We start from the raw sequence: 20,133 nt of genomic DNA on the forward strand, positions 1-20,133 counted from the left end.
CCTTTTAATTGGCAGCGTCGGGCAAAACAAAACCCATCGTGGCATCGATAAATAATCTTTCGTCCATCAGTTTCAGGTCTGGAGAAATAACGGGAGTGAAATCCATTTTGTCCAAAATGTCTTCTTGTAAAGAAACACCCGGGGCAATTTCCACTAAATGGAGACCGTCTTCTTTTAACGTAAATACGGCGCGCTCGGTGATGTAACGCACATCCAGTCCACGTTCGAGGGCAATTTTTCCACTGAAGGTGATTTCAGGTAATTCGCTAACGAATTTCTTCACCCGACCTTCCTGCACGATATTCAATTTGCCGTCGGCAACATCTGTTTTCAGACTGCCGGCAGTCAGGGTGCCGCAGAAAATAATTTTCTTCGAGGTGGCGCTGATATCAATAAAACCGCCAGTGCCCATGATCTTGCCATTAAATTTATGCACACCGACGTTGCCGTGCTGATCGACTTCGGCAAAGCTTAAATAGCACACATCCAGGCCGCCACCATGGTAGAAGTCAAACTGGGAGGTCATATCCAGAATAGCGCGGGTATTGACGTTGGCCCCAAAAGCGATGCCCTGCGAGGTAATACCGCCGATTGGCCCGGTTTCAACCGTCAGTATGAAGTCATCGGCACAGCCTTCTTCACGCGCGACGAGACCAATACCATCGGCAATTCCTACGCCAACGTTACCCACTGCACCTTTCCGCATTTCGAACAGCGCACGTCTTGCTACCAGTTTACGTTGGTTAAGCGGCAGGGCAGTTTGCAGGCTGTCATCAAGGATGAAATCGCCTGAAATAAAGCGGTTAACCGGCGCTCCGCCATACAGCTGAGTCTGTTCAGGATCGATAACGACGATATCCACCAGATAGCCAGGGATCCGCACTGCTTTAGGGTGCAGTGTGGCTTTCTTCACCATTTTTTGTACCTGCATCATGACGATGCCGCCGTTGTTATGCACGGCCTGCGCGATGACCAGCGCATCGAGATACATAACTTCGTCTTCAAAGGTGGCGTAGCCTTCGCTGTCACAGGTGGTGGCACGAATAAAGGCGATATTCGGTGCAATGGCTTTGTAGTAGAGATACTCTTTGTTATCAATTTCTACCAGTTTGATCAGATCTTCGGTGGTCACTTCATTGAGTTTGCCACCTTGTTGGCGAGGATCGACAAACGTGCCAATGCCGATATCACTCAAAATACCTGGCTGATGGGCCGCAGAGGCACGCAGGGTTTGAGTTAATACGCCTTGCGGATAGTTGTAGGCTGCAATTTTATTTTGTTCCGCGAGGTCGGATATACGTGGGGATTGCCCCCAATGGCCGCACAACGCCCATTTAACTAAACCTTCCTGAGCCAGTGGACTAATCCCCCGGTCTGCGCGGTCGCCCAGTCCAGTCGGGCTAATTAGCGACAAATTACGCGGGGATTGGCTATTTTTATATTTCTCGGCCAGTGCATTAATTAATGTTGTGGCCTCAAGTATCCCACCGCCAGCGCCTAATACGCAGAGTGTGGCTTCATCCGGAATATAATTAATTGCGTCAGCTGCAGATAGTACCGGTACCCGACCATCTAAACGTGTTGGTCTTGAAAGTTTCATATAAACTCCAGGTTATATTCGTGCGAATACCTATCGCTATATTCGATAATAGTGTTTTGCGTTATTTGAAAATATTTAATCGTCTGCCAGATATTCGTGGTAAAACGAATATCTGGGGCAGGGCGTTATTTATTGCAATTTAAAAATATTCGGCTATTAAGCCTGGTGTAATATTGTCAGAACGGTACGTAGATCGGTTACGGAGATTTGTCCTGGGGCCGAGGCTTTTTTCACCGCACCAAACGTCGCCGCTGAACCGAAGACTTCACCGGACAGTCGTGAGATCACACCGGTTTTCGCCATTGACATGGTAATAATAGGGCGGTCGGCGTAGCGTTCCTGCATCTCCAGCGTTGCGCTAAGCAATGTCAGCACATCCGTTTTGCTTTGCGGCATCAACGCGATTTTGGGAATATCTGCACCAAGTTCCTGCATTTTACGCAGTCGCTGGACAATATCATCGGCTGCAGGTGTCTTGTGAAAATCATGGTTCGACATAATAACGAAGACATTTTTCGCGTGTGCATGCTCGACGGTGGCTTTAACCAGGTCATCACCGGTGAAAAGCTCCAGGTCGATCATATCCACCAGACCGCTGTCCACTGCTGCACGATTTAATGCAATATAGTTTTCGACGGACAGTGCCTGTTCACCACCTTCCTGTGCACTACGGAAGGTGAACAGCAACGGTTTATCAGCCATCACATCACGGATCGCACGTGCGGCTTCCAGTACTGCGTCAATGGAAGCGACATCGGCGAAATGGTCAACACGCCATTCCAGAATGTCGAAATCCGCTTCGCGATAGGCCAGTGCTTCGCTTTTTACCGTTGAGATGTCTTTACCCATCAGCGAGACAATGATCTTCGGCGCACCCTCGCCAATCACGAGGTTTCTTACGGTTACGGTTTTCATTGATTACCCTTTAACTATTCACAAATACTGCCCATCAGGCTGTAAAACCCATAACCTGTTTGACATACTCCAGCGGGAAATCTTTCCCGGTCCAGAGCTTGAACTGCTCAGCCCCTTGCCACAACAACATGCCGTAACCATCAATCGTTTTGCAACCGGCATGTTGTGCCTGTTGCAACAACTTGGTCATATGCGGGTTATACACACATTCGGTCACCAGCAGTTCCGGGCGAAGCAGGGAAACGTCGGTCACAATAGATTCGTTATCCAGCGGTTTCATGCCGACTTTCGTGCCGTTGGTCAAAATATCCGCGCTGGCGAGAGCCTCGGCAAAAGCCTGGCGATCGGCAAGGTCGATAACGGTGACAACGCAGTCGGTGTTTTCATTAACACGTTTGGCGAATGCCTGCGCCTTTTCAAAGAACTCATCTTTACGGTTAAAGATCTTAATTTCTTTGATGCCTTCAATGGCTGCCTGAGCGCCAATGGCTGTAGACGCGCCGCCCGCGCCCAACAGTACCATGGTTTTACCTTTAATATCGAAGCCGCTTTCTTTAATCGCGCGAATATGGCCGGTGCCGTCGGTGTTGTAGCCACGCAGGTAGCCATCATCATTAACGATGGTGTTGATTGCGCCAACCAGTTTGGCGGCAGGCGTCAATTCATCAACATATTCACAGGCCAGCTGTTTATTGGGCATGGAAACCCCGGTACCACGCATTTTTAACGCTTTTAAACCGGCAATGGCATTAGCAAATGTTGAGTTATCGACTTCAAATGCCATGTAGGTAAAAGGCAGCCCTGCTTTTTCTAATGCTTTATTTTGCATTTCAGGGGACAGACTGTGTCTGATAGGGTAGGCCATCAGACCAATCAGTTCATATTTTGCAGTTACGTCCATTTGATACTCCTTCAAACAATTTATTGAAAATAACGTTCGCCCAACCGCACATCGTTTTTGGGGATATCAAATACGCGGTAATAGCGAATAAAGACGATGATGGCGGTGATGAATGCCAGCAGAGCAAATGCAAGGTCCAGCAAGATGATGTATTGCAGGCCGATGTTAGAAAGGTATCCGGTGATCAGTGGGATAATAAAGTTGGCTACACCACCCATCATCATATAAACACTGGTGACTTTGGCTTTGCTCTTCGGGAAAAACTCCGACATCACCGAAACACCGAGCTGTAAAATACCGCCAGCAGCAGAGAAGCCAATCAGAAACGATCCTGCGTTACAAACCAGCGGAGAGGGATACAAATAAATGACCGCAGCGGTAATGCTTGCCAAACCGGCGTTAAAAACGTTAGCCCAAATGGGGCGAACCATTTTCTTCAGGAGGGCAGCAAAGATGAATACGCAGACCAGCGATCCCATGCTGTAGTAAGAGATGGTTTTTAAGGCGTCAGTTTCTGCCATGCCAGCAAATGCCATGGCATATTTCGGCATCCAAACCACGATGACATAAAAGGTTGAGAATGCGGCAACTCCAAACAGCACGGAAGCGACACCTTCCAACCAGACCAGGGGTTTACTGTTCATCTGTGGCAGATCTTTGGCGAGACCCGCGTCCACCATCTGGCTGGGAAAGCGACTTTTTAACAGCATCAGGGTGATGACCACGAACAGGACACCCGGGATGATGACCGCATAGCCGTACCAGACATGGTTGAGCAGCATGGTACTGACGATGATGGGGTAAATCATCTGGCCAAACGACACCATGGCTTTAACCAGAATAACCGCCGAGCCGGATGCTTTAGGGAAACATTCCATTAACGCAGGATAACCACCGGTATCCAGCGCTGAATTTGCTACGCCAACGCATACAGCAAGAATAAAGGCAATCATCAGATTGGGGCTGGCGGGAATACCGAAGAAGAACAGCATATATAGAATAACGCCTAACAAAATGATAGCCCGGCGACCGAACTTATCTGATAGAACGCCAAAGAATAAAATACTGACCAGTCGACCAAGACCAATACCGGAAATTAGATAGGCAATTCCTGCATTATCGGTTGAAAACTTTTCAGCCAGGGAGGTCATGTTTTGCGCCAGTGTGATGACGCTAATACCGTGTAAAAAATAACTTAAATAAATACAGGTTATCGCCAGAAGAAATGGCGTGTTAAAGGTCTTTTTCTGAGACATTTTTTCACAACTCCTTGCGGATTTTAAAATTATTCTGTGCTCGTCGGTGTAGTTTAAATTTCGGCGACCTTGTAATTAATATACCAGGCAGTAGTTATTGTACCTACATAGCATGGCGTTTAAGTTACCAGGTATATTGCATATCAAACTGTGAAATCTAATTCGTCAGACCGACGTTTTGCCGTTATTTTAAAAATACGTCCAATTATTTTGCAGAAGAGGGGAACAATATTGCATCCGCGCTATTGCGCGAGCGGAGCCATGTTTAACTGACGCTTTGCTGCAAGTCGGCTGCGATAACCAATAAACAGTGCCAGCAGGAAGCCGAGTGCAGCAATGCCTGCATCAAACCACATGATGTGCGCAATGCTGGTTTCGGAGAGCCTGGCGGTAATCAGTGGGATCGTGAAGGTCGCGATACTGCCCGCGCTGTAGTAAATACCGGTAGCTTTACCTTTCGCATGCGGAAAGCGAGCAGCCATTAGCGTTAGACCGATTTGTACGACACCACCGGCTGAAGAGAATCCGATGACAAAGGCGAATGTAATCACGACCCATGTTGTTGGATGCAGGCAAACCGCCAGCAGCGCGACAAAGGAGATAAAGGTGTACAGCATTAACAGAGATGTTGCACGACCCGCTTTTCTCGCCAGGGGAGCAGTAATGAATACGCACAACAGCGAACCACAGGTGTAAATACTTAACAGCTTGATAGATAACGTATACGGCATACCGGCGACAAACTGACCATACTGTGCCAGCCACTGGCTAACCAGATAAAATGTGGCCATCGAGATATAGCCATACAACGTGTAACTCCCCAGATCGAGAAGGGAACAACGGTGCTCTGGTTGGATCGGTTCCTGTAAAACGGATGATGGCGTGATGGAATGCTTCGGTCCAGGATGTGCAGGAAAGCGGCAACGAAACAAAAATATGCCGTTGACTGCCATAATTCCCGCCGCCAGCAAGAAGGACCAGCCAAACCAGAGTTCAGCCCACACCAGCAGGCTGATAACCATCGGCAACAGAAACTGGCCGCTGGACACAAAGGCTTTAATCAGAATATTGGCGGTGCTGGGCGAGCGGGGGAAGGCTTCCATCAGGCTGGGGTAGGTTCCGGCATCAAGAAAACTGTTTGCCATTCCCGCTAAAAAACCAAAGGCGTAGGCAATCACAATGCTATGAGTGTTGATGATGCCAAAAAAGAAGATTAGGTAGCAGATCATGCCAAAAATGATAAACGGTCTGCGGCCATAGCGATCGGAGAGCATGCCTGCAACTAATAGAACGCTTAACCGACCGATACCAAGGGAGGAGATGACAATCGAGACCCCCGCTGCATTAGTTTGCCACTGTTGTTCAAGTGAGGACATATTGAGGGACATTAGAATGACCCCCATACCGTGTACCAGGTAATTAAGGTACAGCCCTATCGCAGTGGAGAAATAGGTGTTTTTCATAATGTGTTACTCAGCGAAGAGGCTAAATGGATGTTGTGTTCTGTGTCGCGTAGGGCGTGTTAGCCCAAATAGTATGCAGACTGCGCGTGAGCGAGGGCATATTGTCGGGTGCCCGTGTTGCAACGTAGTGGTGACGTTATAACCGCTTAACACAAACGCTCAAGGTTGTGTGCATAGAGTTCCACAGCAGCCGATTGATAGATTTTCCAGTCGAGAAAATTGTCGTGGCTATAAACTGCCTGAAAAGAAACCAGATCGGGGAAAAAACGCATCGTGTTATTACCGATACGATTATTTATTTTTTCGATGATCGCGTTAATTCTTAACTTTCTCTTTGCTTTCATTTCTGTACAAATGCGCGCGATGTTTTCCGGGATTTCTTTTTCACCGCTTTCCCATTGTTGCCAGGCGGCAATGTCGCCATCCCGCGCGATATACGCGGCGCTTTCTTCCACCGTCATAGCAAAAATATGGCGGATAGCCTGCAATTCTAATGCGTTCATTATTTAATCACTTCATAAAAGACAGTGGAATAGTAATAACATTAATGTGGATATTTCGGCTTGAAGAGAGTCACAGTATCTTGTGCAATATTATTTGTTATTAATCTGTGAAGTCGGTGCATTTGGTGTGAGAGTGAAATAAAGCAATGGGCTAGCTGATGCGATGTAGGTCGTTAGGGGGAGAGTTCAGGATAAAAAAAAAGCCCATCGTGGGAGATGGGCAAAGACTACACACAGCAATTCGTTATTTCACTCAGGGGATTTCCATGCTTATAAATCAATGTGTTGATCTAAAGCCTTGGGGTAATAGTAGGCATGCTGCTTTTTCACGTCGATCAGATTCATCTCAATAGTTTAAAAACTGTAAAGAATTTGCGACATAAATGAGTATTCACACAGAGCAGACGTTGGATTCGGTTCGGGGAGCTGTGATGCGATTATAAGCAATATTAAACAATCAGGCGGCAATGTTGCCGCCTGATGCTGTACTACTTATTGCTTTCGATTTCAGCGATTTCTTCGAGGATTTGGTCCGGGTCGGTGCCCGGTGCAGGGGCTTCGTTGACCCATGCGGAGAACAGGCGCCATGAAACAGCCAGCACCACTGGGCCGATAAACAGACCAATCATACCGAATGCAATCAACCCACCGATCACCCCGGAAAGAATGAGGATCAATGGCAAATCAGCACCCATACGAATCAGCATGGGACGAATAACGTTATCCAGTGTTCCGACCACACCGCTCCACACAAGTAGCACCGTGCCCCAGGTAGAGTCACCTGTCCAGTAAAGCCAGATAATAGCTGGAACCAGCACCGGTAAAGGCCCCAGTTGCACCAGACAGGAGAGGATCATCAACACCGCCAGTAGTGTAGCGTAAGGTACCCCCGTTACCGCCAGACCAATGCCACCGAGGACGGCCTGCACCAGCGCCGTGACGACCACGCCTAATGCAACCGCACGAATGGCCTGTGCTGCCAACAGAATTGCAGCGTCACCGCGTTTCGATGCAAGACGGCAGGCGAAGTGGCGAATACCTAGCGCCACCTGCTCACCGCGCCAGTACAGCAGTGCGCTGAATAGCAACATCAAGCCACAGTGCATCATAAAGCGGCCAATATGCGCGGCCTGGCCAACAAACCAGGTGGTTGTGGTACCGATATAGGGACGAACCTTAGCCATGATAGCCGAACCGCCCATATCCAACAGGCTGTGCCATGCGCCATAGAGTTTGGCACCCACCAGAGGAATACTGTTTAACCATGCCAGATCCGGCAGCGTCATATCACCGGCGGTAACGGCATGAATCAGAGGACCACTGCCATCAACGATGCTGTTGACCAACAGAGCGATAGGAATAATGAATAACAGAACTAACAACAGGGTCATCACCAGCACGGCAAGCGAACGGCGTCCCCACAGTAATTTTTGTATACGTATCAGGATGGGCCAGGTCGCAATGACCACCGTACCTGCCCAGGCAAAACCGAGGATAAAGGGTTGCACAATCCAGAGACAGGCCACAATCATGATGGCTAAAAACAGCACCGATAGCAGCACTTGTGCAATATCCCTGGGCTGACGGAAATTTACCATAAATACTTTTCACCTTTGTCTTTGCGTCAGAACGTTGACGCGACGTGAACACGTTAATCACACTCTATAATGATGAGCAATTTCAGCGGTTTTGAACAGGCGGATTCTGCCTGTAAATCTGCTGAGCGTATTAGAAAAAAATGTGATACAACAAACAAAGCAACACGCAAACGATTAAATTCACAACACAGACCGCAGGAAAGGGTCACTATAATGATTCCACAAATTTCTCAGGCGCCAGGTGTCGTTCAACTGGTGCTCAATTTTTTGCAGGCGCTGGAGCAGCAAGGGTTCACGGGCGATACGGCAACGAGCTATGCCGATCGTCTGACAATGTCGACGGATAACAGTATCTATCAGCTTCTGCCTGATGCCGTGGTGTTTCCTCGTTCGACGGCTGATGTGGCGCTTATCGCTCGCCTGGCGTCAGAGCCGCTCTTTTCGTCGTTGATTTTTACCCCTCGCGGTGGCGGCACAGGCACCAACGGTCAGGCGCTTAATCAGGGCATTATTGTTGATATGTCCCGTTACATGAGCCGCATCATCGAAATCAATGTGCAGGAAGGTTGGGTGCGGGTAGAGGCGGGGGTGATAAAAGATCAGCTTAACCAATATCTGAAACCCTACGGCTATTTCTTTGCGCCTGAATTGTCCACCAGTAACCGGGCGACGTTGGGGGGAATGATCAACACCGACGCTTCCGGGCAAGGTTCGTTGGTCTACGGTAAAACCTCCGATCACGTGCTGGGTATCCGCGCGGTATTGATGGGCGGGGATATTCTCGATACCCAGCCGATGCCGGTTGAGTTTGCCGAAATGCTCGGTAAAAACAATACGGCGATTGGGCGTATCTATAAAACGGTGTATGAACGGTGCCGCGATAACCGACGGCTGATCATTGATAAATTCCCCAAGCTTAATCGCTTCCTGACCGGTTACGATCTGCGGCACGTCTTCAATGATGAGATGACCGAGTTTGATTTAACCCGCATCCTTACGGGGTCTGAAGGTACGCTGGCATTTATCACCGAAGCCCGCCTTGATATCACGCCGCTGCCTAAAGTTCGGCGATTGGTCAACGTCAAATACGATTCGTTTGACTCTGCATTGCGTAATGCGCCGGTGATGGTAGAGGCGCGTGCGCTGTCGGTCGAAACCGTTGATTCCAAAGTGCTTAATCTGGCGCGGGAAGATATTGTCTGGCACTCCGTCAGCGAATTGATTACCGATGTCCCGGATAAAGAGATGCTCGGGCTGAATATCGTCGAGTTTGCGGGTGACGATGAAGCATTAATTGATTCGCAGGTCAGTGCGCTGTGTGAACGCCTGGACGGGCTAATTGCCCGGCAGGAAGCCGGTGTGATTGGCTGGCAACTGTGTACCGAACTGGCCGGCGTAGAGCGCATCTACGCCATGCGGAAAAAGGCCGTTGGTCTGCTGGGTAATGCCAAAGGCTCTGCGAAGCCGATTCCGTTTGCCGAAGATACCTGCGTACCGCCGGAACACCTGGCCGACTATATTGCCGAGTTCCGTGCGCTACTCGATAGCCATGGCCTGAGCTATGGCATGTTTGGTCACGTGGATGCCGGGGTACTGCACGTCAGACCCGCGCTGGATATGTGCGATCCGCAGCAAGAAGTGCTGATGAAACGCATCTCTGATGATGTGGTGGCACTGACGGCAAAATACGGTGGCCTGCTGTGGGGCGAACACGGGAAAGGTTTCCGTGCTGAGTACAGCCCGGCATTCTTTGGCGAGGAACTGTATCGCGAACTGCGCAAAGTGAAGTCGGCGTTTGATCCGCAAAACCGGCTCAATCCGGGGAAAATTTGCCCTCCGGAAGCCATCGATGCGCCAATGATGAAAGTGGATGCGGTTAAACGTGGGACTTACGATCGTCAAATCCCGCTGGCCGTTCGACAGGAGTGGCGTGGAGCAATGGAGTGTAACGGCAACGGGTTATGCTTTAACTTCGATGCGAAAAGCCCGATGTGTCCGTCGATGAAAATTAGCCTCAATCGCATTCACTCGCCAAAAGGGCGGGCAACGCTGGTACGGGAATGGTTACGCCTGTTGGCCGATCGTGGGATCGACCCCGTGAAACTGGAAAAAGAGTTGCCAGAAAAACGTGCCAGTTTACGTACGCTAATCGCCCGTACCCGCAACAGCTGGCATGCACGTAAGGGCGAGTATGATTTCTCGCATGAAGTGAAAGAGGCGATGTCCGGGTGTCTGGCATGTAAAGCGTGTTCGACGCAGTGCCCGATAAAAATTGACGTTCCGGAATTCCGCTCGCGCTTCCTGCAGCTGTATCACACGCGCTATCTGCGCCCGCTCCGCGATCATATGGTCGCCACCGTTGAGAGTTATGCACCGCTAATGGCGCGCGCACCTAAAACGTTCAACTTTTTCATCAATCAACCGCTGGTACGAAATCTGGCTAAAAAACACATCGGCATGGTGGATTTGCCGCTGTTGTCTGCGCCATCATTACAACGACAGTTGGTCGGGCATCGTTCGGCCAATATGACGCTTGAACAGCTTGAAGCTCTCAGCCAGGAACAAAAAGCCCGTACGGTGCTGGTGGTGCAGGACCCTTTCACCAGCTATTACGATGCACAGGTAGTGGCTGATTTCATCCGACTGGTAGAAAAATTGGGTTTACAGCCGGTGCTGTTGCCATTCTCGCCTAACGGTAAAGCGCAGCATATAAAGGGCTTTTTAAACCGGTTTGCGAAAACGGCGAAAAAGACCGCTGAATTCCTCAACCGGGTGGCAAAGCTGAATATCCCGATGGTCGGTGTCGATCCGGCGCTGGTGCTATGTTATCGCGATGAATACAAGCTGGCGCTCGGCGAGCAGCGCGGTGATTTCCATGTCTTACTGGTCAATGAGTGGTTATCGGCTGTACTGGCGTCACAACCGTCGGTCGCTGTTGGTGGTGAACCGTGGTACTTCTTCGGACACTGTACCGAAGTGACCGCTCTGCCGGGAGCACCTGCGCAGTGGGCCGCGATTTTTGCCCGGTTTGGGGCCAAACTGGAAAATGTCAGCGTGGGGTGCTGCGGGATGGCGGGTACGTATGGCCATGAAGTGAAGAATCACCAGAACTCTTTAGGGATCTATGAGTTATCATGGCACCAGGCAATGCAACGATTGCCGCGTAACCGTTGTCTGGCAGCCGGGTATTCATGTCGCAGCCAGGTTAAACGCGTAGAAGGCACGGGCGTTCGCCACCCATTACAGGCATTACTGGAGATTATAGGATGATCTGGAAACGTGAAGTCACACTCGAGGCGCTCAACGCCATGGGTGAAGGAAATATGGTAGGGCTGCTCGATATTCGTTTTGTGCATATCGGCGACAATACTCTGGAAGCCACAATGCCCGTGGACCATCGCACCAAACAACCCTTTGGTTTGTTGCACGGCGGGGCGTCTGTCGTGCTGGCTGAAAGCATTGGCTCGGTGGCTGGATATCTGTGTACGCAGGGCGATCAGAAAGTGGTGGGCCTTGAGATTAACGCCAACCACGTTCGTTCTGCACGTGAAGGGCTTGTCAGAGGGGTGTGCAGCCCTGTGCATACCGGTTCACGTCATCAGGTGTGGCAAATCGAAATCTTCGATGAGCAGGGCCGGTTATGCTGCACCTCGCGACTGACGACTGCTATTTTGTGATGCATGTTGAGTTTGGTCATTATCTGCGCAGGTAATGGTGTTATACTGTGCAGGTTCTGAACACAAGCGAGGATGATATGTCTACCCAATTAGACCCAGCCCAACTGGCAATAGAATTTTTACGTCGTGATAAAACCGATCTTTCACCGGCTCAGTACCTGAAAAGACTGAAACAATTAGAGCTGGAGTTTGCCGATTTATTAACGCTCTCTTCGACTGAACTGAAAGAAGAAATCTATTTTGCCTGGCGCCTGGGCGTTCATTGATTCCGGTATGCCTGTCGTAATAAAAACCCCGACACACGTGTTCGGGGTTATTTTTTGCCTTAAACCTTGTTTACCACTTCATCTCACCGGTATTCACTTTCGCACTCAGTTCCAGAGAGCTTTCGTCTGCAAGGCCAGGCCATGCTGTGGTCATTGTTTTTATCACGTAGGCTGAACCTTTTTTCGCGCCCAGCGCCTGTTCAAACGACTGAAGGTAATCCTGGGTGAAGCGAATTGCGTTATCACCCGCCGGGCGTTCGCCAATATAATGACCTGGAACCACCAGGGCAGGATGTAATTGCTGCATTTCGCTCAGCACGTTACGCCATGCCATGCGCTCAGCCGATGACTGCGTGTCCGCTGTCCAGACGTGAATACCTGAAGCGATACCGGTTCCGCCAATGATGGCGCGGTTCGCGGGGATCCAGACATATGCCGCATAGTCATTAGGATGGCGTAACTCCAGCGTTTCGCCATCAACCGTAAAGCGTGTTTGCGTGATGGCCTGCGGTACAGTGAGCGAAGTGGGGGCACCGTCTTTCATCTGTGGGCCCCAGAACTGTAATTTGGCTTCTTTGGTGGCACGGATATGATCCACCACGTGCGGCGTAGCCAGCACGTTGACACCTGGGAAGGCTTTGACGAGTGGCTCAAGGCCAAAATAGAAATCCGGATCGCCAGACGTGATCACAATGGCTTTCAGCGTCTTACCGCTGGAGCGAATCATTTGCACCAGTTTTTCACCGTCTTTGGTGCTGAATTGGGCATCAAACAAAATGGCTTCTTTCGGGCCGGACACCAGCGTAGAAGAGACCGGGAAAATAGCCTTTTCCTGCGGATTATAGACATCCAGCTGTAGCGGAGCGGCAAATGCCGAAGAGGCAAACAGGGGTAACAGCATAGCCAGTGTATTGATTTTCATAACGGGGAACCTTGTGCAGGACATTGTCTTTTGATCGTTCCTGTATTTTAAGGAAATTCGGATCTGTTAGAATTCCCTTATCAGGACATGCTGAGTTTCATAAAACGATCGGATGGGATGCAATGGACAGAGTCATGGCGGCAACCGTTTTTAACCACATCTGTGATTTAGGCAGTTTGAGTGCCGCCGCGCGTGCGCTGGGGCTTTCCCGACCGATGGTCAGTCGCTATCTGGATGAGATGGAAAAGTGGACCGGGGCGCGGCTTATCCATCGTTCGTCACGACGGTTGACAATCACACCTGCCGGCGAAGAAGCGTTGGTGAAAACCCGCACCCTGGCACAGCTTTCGCGAGATATCGGTGCCGCCGGGCTCGCGCAAACCCCATCGGGCACGCTACGGGTAGCGTGTGCACATTTTACTGCCATACATATTCTGGCGCCGGTGCTGCCCGCGTTTCTTGCTCGCTATCCTGAACTCCGCATTGAAGTTGAGATCAACAATCAACCGGTAAGCCTGGTTGGGGAACGTATTGATGTGGCGATCCGCATCACGGAAAATCCCGAGCCCGGAACGATTGCCCGGCGCTTAGGGGATTGTGACTCGGTGTTATGTGCCTCCGTGGATTACCTTAACCAGCATGGCATCCCAAAAACCGTCGACGATCTTGCGCAGCATAATTGCCTTTATTACAGTGGATTTGCCGGAAAGCCATGGCACTTTCTGGATGCGCAAGGGCAAGCCGTCACGGTGGCCATTAAAGGGAATTTAAGCGCCGGTATCTCGTCACTGCTATGTGAATCCGCCCTGGCGGGGATGGGGATTGCGTTGGTTCCTGAGCAGGAGGCGAGAGAAGGGCTGGCGCAGGGGAGATTAATACGACTTCTCCCCCAACTACAGCCTAAACGCCTGCCTATTTATGGTTTATATCTTTCCCGCGATCACCAGCCTGCGGGGTTGCGGCTGTTGCTGGACGAACTGAATGAGACACAGCGCTAACTATGTGATTGAGCGTGTTTATAAAATAGTCAAAGCGCAATTTGTGTTAAAAAAAATTTATCAGTGTATGAGATTATTCTGATCGCCCCTTCAAGAGCTAAGCCATTGTGAGTGCCGGAGATAAGCGCCGGATGGGGCCGGAACCCTTAAGTCTGCCAGCATGCAGACTTAAGGGTTTTTTATGGCCCACATGCGTTTTGAACCGCATTGTTCCCCCGTAGTCATCCCCACCTATCCTTTAAATAGACATTATCTATACATCTTTTAGCATTTGACCTGCCGGAACGATTACATATTCATAATCTATTATTAATCAATGTATTGAACAAAAAAATCCATCCCTGTTAACCCTCGCCGCAGGGTCTATGCTTAATAAAAGTCGTCAAAAAGGGCGGTTAACCCGAATGCCCCTGCTGTTGAGGGGTTGAAGTGATAATCATTATCACTAACATGGTGTTATAGCTTGAAAGCTAATGACTCGAGGTAACCCTATGGAATTGCATTCAGGAACATTTAATCCCAACGATTTTGCGTGGCGCGGGCTGACGTTAACGCCAGCGGCAGCGGCGCATATCCGTGAACTGGTGGCAAGGCAACCCGATATGTTGGGCGTGCGGTTAGGCGTGAAACAAACCGGATGCGCGGGATTCGGCTATGTGCTGGACACCGTCAAGCAACCCGAGAAAGACGATCTGCTATTTGAAACCGAGGGCGCCAGACTTTATGTCCCGTTACAGGCGATGCCGTTTATCGATGGAACTGAAGTCGATTTCGTTCGTGAAGGATTAAATCAGTTATTTAAATTTCATAACCCGAAAGCCCAGAACGAATGTGGCTGTGGCGAAAGCTTTGGGGTATAGGCGGTACTATGTCTCGTAACACTGAAGCAACTGACGATGTCAACACCTGGGCTGGCGGGCACCTCAATTACAAAGAGGGGTTCTTTACCCAACTGCAAACCGATGAACTGGCCAAAGGGATCAACGAAGAGGTTGTCCGGGCAATTTCGGCAAAACGAAATGAACCTGATTGGATGCTGGAATTCCGTCTGAATGCGTTTAACGCGTGGCTGACGATGGAAGAACCACACTGGCTAAAAGCGCACTATGACAAACTGAACTACCAGGACTATAGCTATTACTCTGCACCTTCTTGCGGTAACTGTGATGAAACCTGCGCCTCTGAGCCGGGAGCTGTTCAGCAAACGGGCGCGAATGCGTTTTTAAGCAAAGAGGTTGAAGACGCGTTCGAGCAGCTTGGCGTGCCGGTCCGTGAAGGAAAAGAAGTGGCGGTGGATGCCATTTTCGATTCGGTGTCAGTCGCGACGACCTACCGCGATAAGCTGGCGGAACAGGGTATTATTTTCTGCTCGTTCGGCGAGGCCATTCACGATCATCCTGAACTGGTAAAAAAATACCTCGGTACCGTCGTCCCGGGGAATGACAATTTCTTTGCCGCGCTGAATGCGGCGGTGGCATCGGACGGCACGTTTATTTATGTGCCGAAAGGTGTGCGCTGCCCAATGGAACTGTCGACTTATTTCCGTATCAATGCAGAAAAAACCGGACAGTTTGAACGCACGATTCTGGTGGCGGATGAGGGGAGTTACGTCAGCTATATCGAAGGTTGTTCGGCTCCGGTACGTGACAGTTACCAGCTGCATGCGGCGGTGGTTGAGGTGATCATCCATAAAGATGCTGAGGTGAAGTATTCAACGGTACAAAACTGGTTCCCCGGCGATGGCAATACCGGCGGCATCCTGAATTTCGTGACCAAACGTGCGCTGTGTGAAGGTGAAAACAGCAAAATGTCATGGACGCAGTCAGAGACCGGTTCAGCCATTACCTGGAAATACCCGAGCTGCATTCTGCGCGGTGATAATTCGATCGGCGAATTCTACTCCGTTGCGCTGACCAGCGGGCATCAGCAGGCTGATACTGGCACTAAAATGATTCACATCGGCAAGAACACGAAATCGACCATTATCTCGAAAGGAATTTCTGCCGGACATAGCCAGAACAGCTATCGTGGCTTAGTGAAAATTATGCCTACCGCCACTAACGCCCGTAACTACACCCAATGTGACTCAATGTTGATTGGTGCGGACTGTGGGGCGCATACCTTCCCGTATGTTGAGTGCCGTAACAACAGCGCTCAGCTTGAACACGAAGCGACGACCTCGCGCATTGGTGAAGACCAACTGTTCTACTGCCTGCAACGTGGCATCAGTGAAGAAGATGCTATCTCAATGATCGTCAATGGCTTCTGTAAAGACGTGTTCTCTGAGCTGCCGCTGGAATTTGCTGTGGAAGCGCAAAAACTTCTCGCCATAAGTCTTGAACACAGCGTCGGCTAAAATTTAAGGAAAGCACATGTTAAGCATTAAAGATTTACAGGTCAGTGTGGAAGATAAGGCGATCCTGCGTGGGCTGAGTCTTGAGATTCGCCCCGGGGAAGTACACGCCATTATGGGGCCGAACGGTTCCGGGAAAAGTACGTTGTCTGCGACACTCGCCGGACGAGAAGATTATGAAGTCACGGGCGGGACGGTTGAATTTAACGGTAAGAACTTGCTGGAACTGTCACCGGAAGACCGGGCTGGTGAAGGTATCTTTATGGCGTTTCAGTATCCAGTGGAGATCCCCGGCGTCAGCAATCAGTTTTTCCTGCAAACGGCACTGAATGCGGTGCGCGGCTACCGTGGCGAAGAGTCGCTGGACAGGTTTGACTTCCAGGACCTGATGGAAGAGAAAATTGCATTGCTGAAGATGCCGGCAGATTTGCTCACCCGTTCGGTGAACGTGGGTTTCTCCGGTGGTGAGAAAAAACGTAATGACATTCTGCAAATGGCGGTGCTGGAACCCCAGCTGTGCATCCTTGATGAGTCTGACTCTGGTCTGGATATCGATGCGCTGAAAATCGTGGCAGATGGCGTGAACGCATTGCGTGACGGAAAGCGTTCGTTTGTTATTGTCACCCACTACCAGCGAATCCTCGACTATATCAAACCCGATTACGTCCACGTTCTCTACCAGGGGCGCATTGTGAAGTCCGGTGATTTTACGCTGGTTAAACAACTGGAGGAGCAAGGGTATGGCTGGCTTAGTGAACAGCAGTAACGTGCTCCAGCAGTGGCACCATCTGTTTGAAGCGCAGGGTGAGCGTCGTTCACAGCATGCGCAACAACACCTGCAACAGATGTTGCGGCTGGGGTTGCCGACGCGTAAACATGAGGACTGGAAATATACGCCGCTGGAAGGGTTAACCAACAGCCAGTTTGTCAGCCGTTTTTCTGCAATAACGTCAGCACAGTGCGACGCGCTGAGCTGCGCTATTGATGCCCTACGTCTGGTGTTTGTTGACGGTCAGTACTGCGAGGCGCTTAGCGACAGCATTGACGGCAGCGGCTTTGACATTACCGTTGATGATGCGCGTCAGGCGCTCCCTGCGGCTATCCAACCAGAGGTGTTCCTGCATCTGACCGAAAGCCTTTCACGCAGCGTCACGCACATACAGGTCAAACGACATCAACGTCCAGCGAAACCGCTGCTGTTGATGCACATCACCCAGGGGCTGGCGGGTGATGAGGTGAATACCGCGCACTATCGCCACCATCTTGAACTGGCTGAAGGCGCAGAAGCTACCGTCATTGAGCACTATGTTAGCCTGAATACGCATCGACATTTTACCGGCGCACGCTTAACGATGAACGTGGCGGCAAATGCCCATTTGCACCATATCAAACTGGCGTTTGAGAATCCGGTTAGCCACCATTTCGCGCATAACGATATCCAGTTAGGGGCAGATGCGACGGCGATGAGTTACAGCTTCTTACTCGGTGGTGCGGTATTACGCCATAACACCAGTACCCAGCTTAATGGAGAGAACAGCACGCTGCGCCTTAACAGCCTGGCGATGCCGGTGAAAAATGAAGTTTGCGATACCCGAACCTGGCTTGAACACAATAAGGGGTATTGCAACAGCCGCCAGTTACATAAAACGATTGTCAGCGATAAAGGCCGGGCGGTGTTTAATGGCCTGATTAACGTGGCGCAGCATGCCATTAAAACTGACGGTCAGATGACGAACAATAATTTACTGCTCGGTAAACTGGCAGAAGTGGACACCAAGCCGCAACTGGAAATCTACGCTGATGACGTGAAATGCAGCCATGGGGCGACGGTAGGGCGGATCGACGATGAACAGATGTTTTATCTGCGTTCGCGTGGGATTGGCCAGCAGGATGCCCAACAGATGATTCTCTACGCGTTTGCCGCTGAGCTGACGGAAGCCCTGAGCGATGAAACGCTGAAACAACAGGTACTGGCGCGGATAGCCCAACGCCTACCGGGAGGCGTAGCATGACATTTCCCATTGAAAAAGTACGGGCGGACTTTCCGGTCCTGACGCGTGAGGTCAACGGCTTACCGCTGGCTTACCTCGACAGTGCTGCCAGTGCGCAAAAGCCCAACCAGGTGATTGATGCCGAGGCTGAGTTTTATCGGCATGGCTATGCGGCAGTCCATCGGGGTATTCATACGCTCAGCGCCCAGGCGACGGAAAAAATGGAGAATGTACGCAAGCTGGCGTCATTGTTTATTAACGCACGTTCTGCCGAAGAACTGGTGTTTGTCCGCGGCACGACAGAGGGCATTAACCTGGTGGCGAACAGCTGGGGCAGTAGCAATGTCCGGGCGGGTGATAACATCATCATCAGTGAAATGGAACACCACGCCAATATTGTCCCCTGGCAGATGCTGTGCGCCCGTGTAGGTGCGGAACTGCGAGTTATTCCACTGAACGCCGACGGGACGTTGCAACTGGAAACGTTGCCGACGCTGTTTGACGACCGTACTCAACTGTTGGCCATTACCCACGTATCGAACGTCCTGGGCACGGAAAACCCGCTGCCGGAGATGATTGAGCTGGCGCATCAGTACGGCGCAAAAGTGCTGGTAGATGGCGCGCAGGCGGTCATGCACCACCCGGTGGACGTGCAGGCACTGGATTGTGACTTTTATGTCTTCTCCGGACATAAGCTTTATGGACCCACCGGCATTGGCGTGCTGTATGCCAGAGAGTCGCTGCTGCAGGAAATGCCACCGTGGGAAGGCGGTGGCTCGATGATAGCAACCGTCAGTCTGAGCCAGGGAACGACGTGGGCCAAAGCCCCCTGGCGTTTTGAAGCCGGAACGCCGAACACCGGAGGGATTATCGGTCTGGGAGCGGCCATTGAATATGTTAGCGCGCTGGGGCTTACTGAAATCAGTGAATATGAGCAGTTCATGATGCGTTATGCGCTGGAGCAACTGGCGGAGGTACCTAATCTGACGCTCTACGGCCCGGAAAACCGTTTAGGCGTGATCGCCTTTAACCTGGGCAAGCATCACGCGTATGACGTTGGTAGCTTTCTTGATAACTATGGAATTGCCGTGCGCACGGGACATCACTGCGCGATGCCGTTGATGGCTTATTATCACGTTCCCGCGATGTGCCGGGCTTCCATTGCCATGTATAACACCCATGAAGAAGTGGATCGCCTGGTGACGGGACTCAAGCGTATTCATCACTTGTTGGGATAACAGGGAGGCATTATGGCTGCGCTACCGGATAAAGAAAAACTGTTGCGTAATTTTCTGCGTTGCGCTAATTGGGAAGAGAAATACCTGTACATCATTGAACTGGGTCAGCGGCTGCCGGAATTAAATGCCGACGATCGCTGCCCGGAAAATAGCATTCAGGGATGTCAAAGTCAGGTATGGATTGTTATGCGGCAGAATGCTGAAGGTATTATTGAATTACAGGGCGACAGTGATGCGGCAATTGTGAAAGGACTTATCGCCGTCGTCTTCATTTTGTATGACCGGATGACGGCTCAGGATATTGTGAATTTTGATGTGCGTCCGTGGTTCGAAAAAATGGCGCTCGCACAACATCTCACACCTTCCCGTTCACAAGGACTGGAAGCGATGATACGGGCGATCCGCACCAAAGCCGCAACTCTTAGCTAAACTGATAAAACACGTCATCTTTC

At 50.6% G+C, this 20,133-nt stretch carries 18 protein-coding genes and 1 other RNA gene; 10 read left to right on the top strand and 9 right to left on the bottom strand.

What is annotated here, in order from left to right; all coding sequences use genetic code 11:
* Nucleotides 1–4: 4 nt before the first annotated feature.
* From NNN64_RS05855 to ydiK, 8 genes are all read right to left on the bottom strand, one after another.
* Nucleotides 5–1,600: an acyl CoA:acetate/3-ketoacid CoA transferase gene (locus tag NNN64_RS05855; protein ID WP_271440774.1), complete on the bottom strand. Its 1,596-nt coding sequence runs from the start codon at nucleotides 1,598–1,600 to the stop codon at nucleotides 5–7.
* A 156-nt stretch (nucleotides 1,601–1,756) separates the two neighbouring features.
* Nucleotides 1,757–2,515 (bottom strand): type I 3-dehydroquinate dehydratase, encoded by a 759-nt coding sequence (gene aroD, locus NNN64_RS05860; RefSeq protein ID WP_005120262.1) that lies wholly within the window; start codon nucleotides 2,513–2,515, stop codon nucleotides 1,757–1,759.
* A gap of 34 nt (nucleotides 2,516–2,549) precedes the next feature.
* Nucleotides 2,550–3,416 (bottom strand): quinate/shikimate dehydrogenase, encoded by an 867-nt coding sequence (gene ydiB, locus NNN64_RS05865; protein ID WP_271440775.1) that lies wholly within the window; start codon nucleotides 3,414–3,416, stop codon nucleotides 2,550–2,552.
* Between the two features lie 20 nt (nucleotides 3,417–3,436).
* Nucleotides 3,437–4,672, bottom strand: a complete 1,236-nt coding sequence (locus NNN64_RS05870) for an MFS transporter (protein WP_202038793.1) — start codon at nucleotides 4,670–4,672, stop codon at nucleotides 3,437–3,439.
* A 242-nt stretch (nucleotides 4,673–4,914) separates the two neighbouring features.
* Complete coding sequence (locus tag NNN64_RS05875; RefSeq protein WP_271440776.1) at nucleotides 4,915–6,135, bottom strand: MFS transporter; 1,221 nt, start codon at nucleotides 6,133–6,135, stop codon at nucleotides 4,915–4,917.
* A 146-nt stretch (nucleotides 6,136–6,281) separates the two neighbouring features.
* Entirely contained in the window at nucleotides 6,282–6,638 is a 357-nt protein-coding gene (locus NNN64_RS05880) for a YdiL family protein (protein WP_271440777.1), read from the bottom strand.
* Nucleotides 6,639–6,830: 192 nt separating this feature from the next.
* Nucleotides 6,831–6,938: antisense sRNA RprA (gene rprA, locus NNN64_RS05885), an RNA gene on the bottom strand.
* Nucleotides 6,939–7,126: 188 nt separating this feature from the next.
* Nucleotides 7,127–8,236, bottom strand: a complete 1,110-nt coding sequence (ydiK, locus tag NNN64_RS05890) for an AI-2E family transporter YdiK (RefSeq protein ID WP_271440778.1) — start codon at nucleotides 8,234–8,236, stop codon at nucleotides 7,127–7,129.
* A 213-nt stretch (nucleotides 8,237–8,449) separates the two neighbouring features.
* Here ydiK and ydiJ point away from each other — a divergent pair, with 213 nt between their 5' ends.
* The 3 genes from ydiJ to NNN64_RS05905 all read left to right on the top strand — a co-directional run bounded on the left by ydiJ (nucleotide 8,450) and on the right by NNN64_RS05905 (nucleotide 12,179).
* Nucleotides 8,450–11,506, top strand: coding sequence for a D-2-hydroxyglutarate dehydrogenase YdiJ (gene ydiJ / locus NNN64_RS05895; RefSeq protein ID WP_271440779.1), 3,057 nt, complete (start codon nucleotides 8,450–8,452; stop codon nucleotides 11,504–11,506).
* On the top strand, nucleotides 11,503–11,913 hold the full coding sequence (gene menI, locus NNN64_RS05900; RefSeq protein ID WP_137383333.1) for a 1,4-dihydroxy-2-naphthoyl-CoA hydrolase: 411 nt from the start codon (nucleotides 11,503–11,505) through the stop codon (nucleotides 11,911–11,913). The genes ydiJ and menI overlap by 4 nt, the downstream gene beginning before the upstream one ends.
* 77 nt (nucleotides 11,914–11,990) lie before the next feature.
* Nucleotides 11,991–12,179, top strand: coding sequence for a YdiH family protein (locus NNN64_RS05905; RefSeq protein ID WP_005120249.1), 189 nt, complete (start codon nucleotides 11,991–11,993; stop codon nucleotides 12,177–12,179).
* Between the two features lie 70 nt (nucleotides 12,180–12,249).
* Here NNN64_RS05905 and NNN64_RS05910 read toward each other — a convergent pair whose 3' ends face one another.
* Complete coding sequence (locus NNN64_RS05910) at nucleotides 12,250–13,101, bottom strand: Vmh family MBL fold metallo-hydrolase (RefSeq protein ID WP_271440780.1); 852 nt, start codon at nucleotides 13,099–13,101, stop codon at nucleotides 12,250–12,252.
* A 122-nt stretch (nucleotides 13,102–13,223) separates the two neighbouring features.
* On the opposite strand from NNN64_RS05910, the gene NNN64_RS05915 reads away from it, so the two are divergent.
* The 7 genes from NNN64_RS05915 to sufE all read left to right on the top strand — a co-directional run bounded on the left by NNN64_RS05915 (nucleotide 13,224) and on the right by sufE (nucleotide 20,110).
* A complete protein-coding gene (locus NNN64_RS05915) occupies nucleotides 13,224–14,099 on the top strand; it encodes a LysR family transcriptional regulator (RefSeq protein ID WP_271440781.1) in 876 nt (291 codons plus the stop codon).
* Between the two features lie 491 nt (nucleotides 14,100–14,590).
* Nucleotides 14,591–14,959, top strand: coding sequence for a Fe-S cluster assembly scaffold SufA (sufA, locus tag NNN64_RS05920; protein ID WP_005120243.1), 369 nt, complete (start codon nucleotides 14,591–14,593; stop codon nucleotides 14,957–14,959).
* Nucleotides 14,960–14,967: 8 nt separating this feature from the next.
* Nucleotides 14,968–16,455 carry a Fe-S cluster assembly protein SufB gene (sufB, locus tag NNN64_RS05925; protein WP_271440782.1) on the top strand — a complete coding sequence of 496 codons (1,488 nt, stop codon included), beginning with the start codon at nucleotides 14,968–14,970 and terminating at the stop codon, nucleotides 16,453–16,455.
* A gap of 16 nt (nucleotides 16,456–16,471) precedes the next feature.
* Nucleotides 16,472–17,218 carry a Fe-S cluster assembly ATPase SufC gene (gene sufC / locus NNN64_RS05930; protein WP_271440783.1) on the top strand — a complete coding sequence of 249 codons (747 nt, stop codon included), beginning with the start codon at nucleotides 16,472–16,474 and terminating at the stop codon, nucleotides 17,216–17,218.
* Entirely contained in the window at nucleotides 17,193–18,464 is a 1,272-nt protein-coding gene (sufD, locus tag NNN64_RS05935) for a Fe-S cluster assembly protein SufD (protein WP_271440784.1), read from the top strand. The genes sufC and sufD overlap by 26 nt, the downstream gene beginning before the upstream one ends.
* On the top strand, nucleotides 18,461–19,681 hold the full coding sequence (gene sufS, locus NNN64_RS05940) for a cysteine desulfurase SufS (protein ID WP_271440785.1): 1,221 nt from the start codon (nucleotides 18,461–18,463) through the stop codon (nucleotides 19,679–19,681). The genes sufD and sufS overlap by 4 nt, the downstream gene beginning before the upstream one ends.
* Nucleotides 19,682–19,693: 12 nt before the next feature.
* Complete coding sequence (gene sufE / locus NNN64_RS05945) at nucleotides 19,694–20,110, top strand: cysteine desulfuration protein SufE (protein ID WP_271440786.1); 417 nt, start codon at nucleotides 19,694–19,696, stop codon at nucleotides 20,108–20,110.
* Nucleotides 20,111–20,133 lie beyond the last annotated feature (23 nt).

Source organism: Citrobacter sp. Igbk 14 (genome assembly GCF_028069825.1).
GTDB lineage: Bacteria > Pseudomonadota > Gammaproteobacteria > Enterobacterales > Enterobacteriaceae > Citrobacter.

Excerpts from the sequence above, each read along its gene's own strand:
- NNN64_RS05855 (WP_271440774.1), bottom strand. The coding sequence starts at position 1,600 with ATGAAACTTTCAAGACCAACACGTTTAGATGGTCGGGTACCGGTACTA.
- aroD (WP_005120262.1), bottom strand. The coding sequence starts at position 2,515 with ATGAAAACCGTAACCGTAAGAAACCTCGTGATTGGCGAGGGTGCGCCG.
- ydiB (WP_271440775.1), bottom strand. The coding sequence starts at position 3,416 with ATGGACGTAACTGCAAAATATGAACTGATTGGTCTGATGGCCTACCCT.
- NNN64_RS05870 (WP_202038793.1), bottom strand. The coding sequence starts at position 4,672 with ATGTCTCAGAAAAAGACCTTTAACACGCCATTTCTTCTGGCGATAACC.
- NNN64_RS05875 (WP_271440776.1), bottom strand. The coding sequence starts at position 6,135 with ATGAAAAACACCTATTTCTCCACTGCGATAGGGCTGTACCTTAATTAC.
- NNN64_RS05880 (WP_271440777.1), bottom strand. The coding sequence starts at position 6,638 with ATGAACGCATTAGAATTGCAGGCTATCCGCCATATTTTTGCTATGACG.
- ydiK (WP_271440778.1), bottom strand. The coding sequence starts at position 8,236 with ATGGTAAATTTCCGTCAGCCCAGGGATATTGCACAAGTGCTGCTATCG.
- ydiJ (WP_271440779.1), top strand. The coding sequence starts at position 8,450 with ATGATTCCACAAATTTCTCAGGCGCCAGGTGTCGTTCAACTGGTGCTC.
- menI (WP_137383333.1), top strand. The coding sequence starts at position 11,503 with ATGATCTGGAAACGTGAAGTCACACTCGAGGCGCTCAACGCCATGGGT.
- NNN64_RS05905 (WP_005120249.1), top strand. The coding sequence starts at position 11,991 with ATGTCTACCCAATTAGACCCAGCCCAACTGGCAATAGAATTTTTACGT.
- NNN64_RS05910 (WP_271440780.1), bottom strand. The coding sequence starts at position 13,101 with ATGAAAATCAATACACTGGCTATGCTGTTACCCCTGTTTGCCTCTTCG.
- NNN64_RS05915 (WP_271440781.1), top strand. The coding sequence starts at position 13,224 with ATGGACAGAGTCATGGCGGCAACCGTTTTTAACCACATCTGTGATTTA.
- sufA (WP_005120243.1), top strand. The coding sequence starts at position 14,591 with ATGGAATTGCATTCAGGAACATTTAATCCCAACGATTTTGCGTGGCGC.
- sufB (WP_271440782.1), top strand. The coding sequence starts at position 14,968 with ATGTCTCGTAACACTGAAGCAACTGACGATGTCAACACCTGGGCTGGC.
- sufC (WP_271440783.1), top strand. The coding sequence starts at position 16,472 with ATGTTAAGCATTAAAGATTTACAGGTCAGTGTGGAAGATAAGGCGATC.
- sufD (WP_271440784.1), top strand. The coding sequence starts at position 17,193 with ATGGCTGGCTTAGTGAACAGCAGTAACGTGCTCCAGCAGTGGCACCAT.
- sufS (WP_271440785.1), top strand. The coding sequence starts at position 18,461 with ATGACATTTCCCATTGAAAAAGTACGGGCGGACTTTCCGGTCCTGACG.
- sufE (WP_271440786.1), top strand. The coding sequence starts at position 19,694 with ATGGCTGCGCTACCGGATAAAGAAAAACTGTTGCGTAATTTTCTGCGT.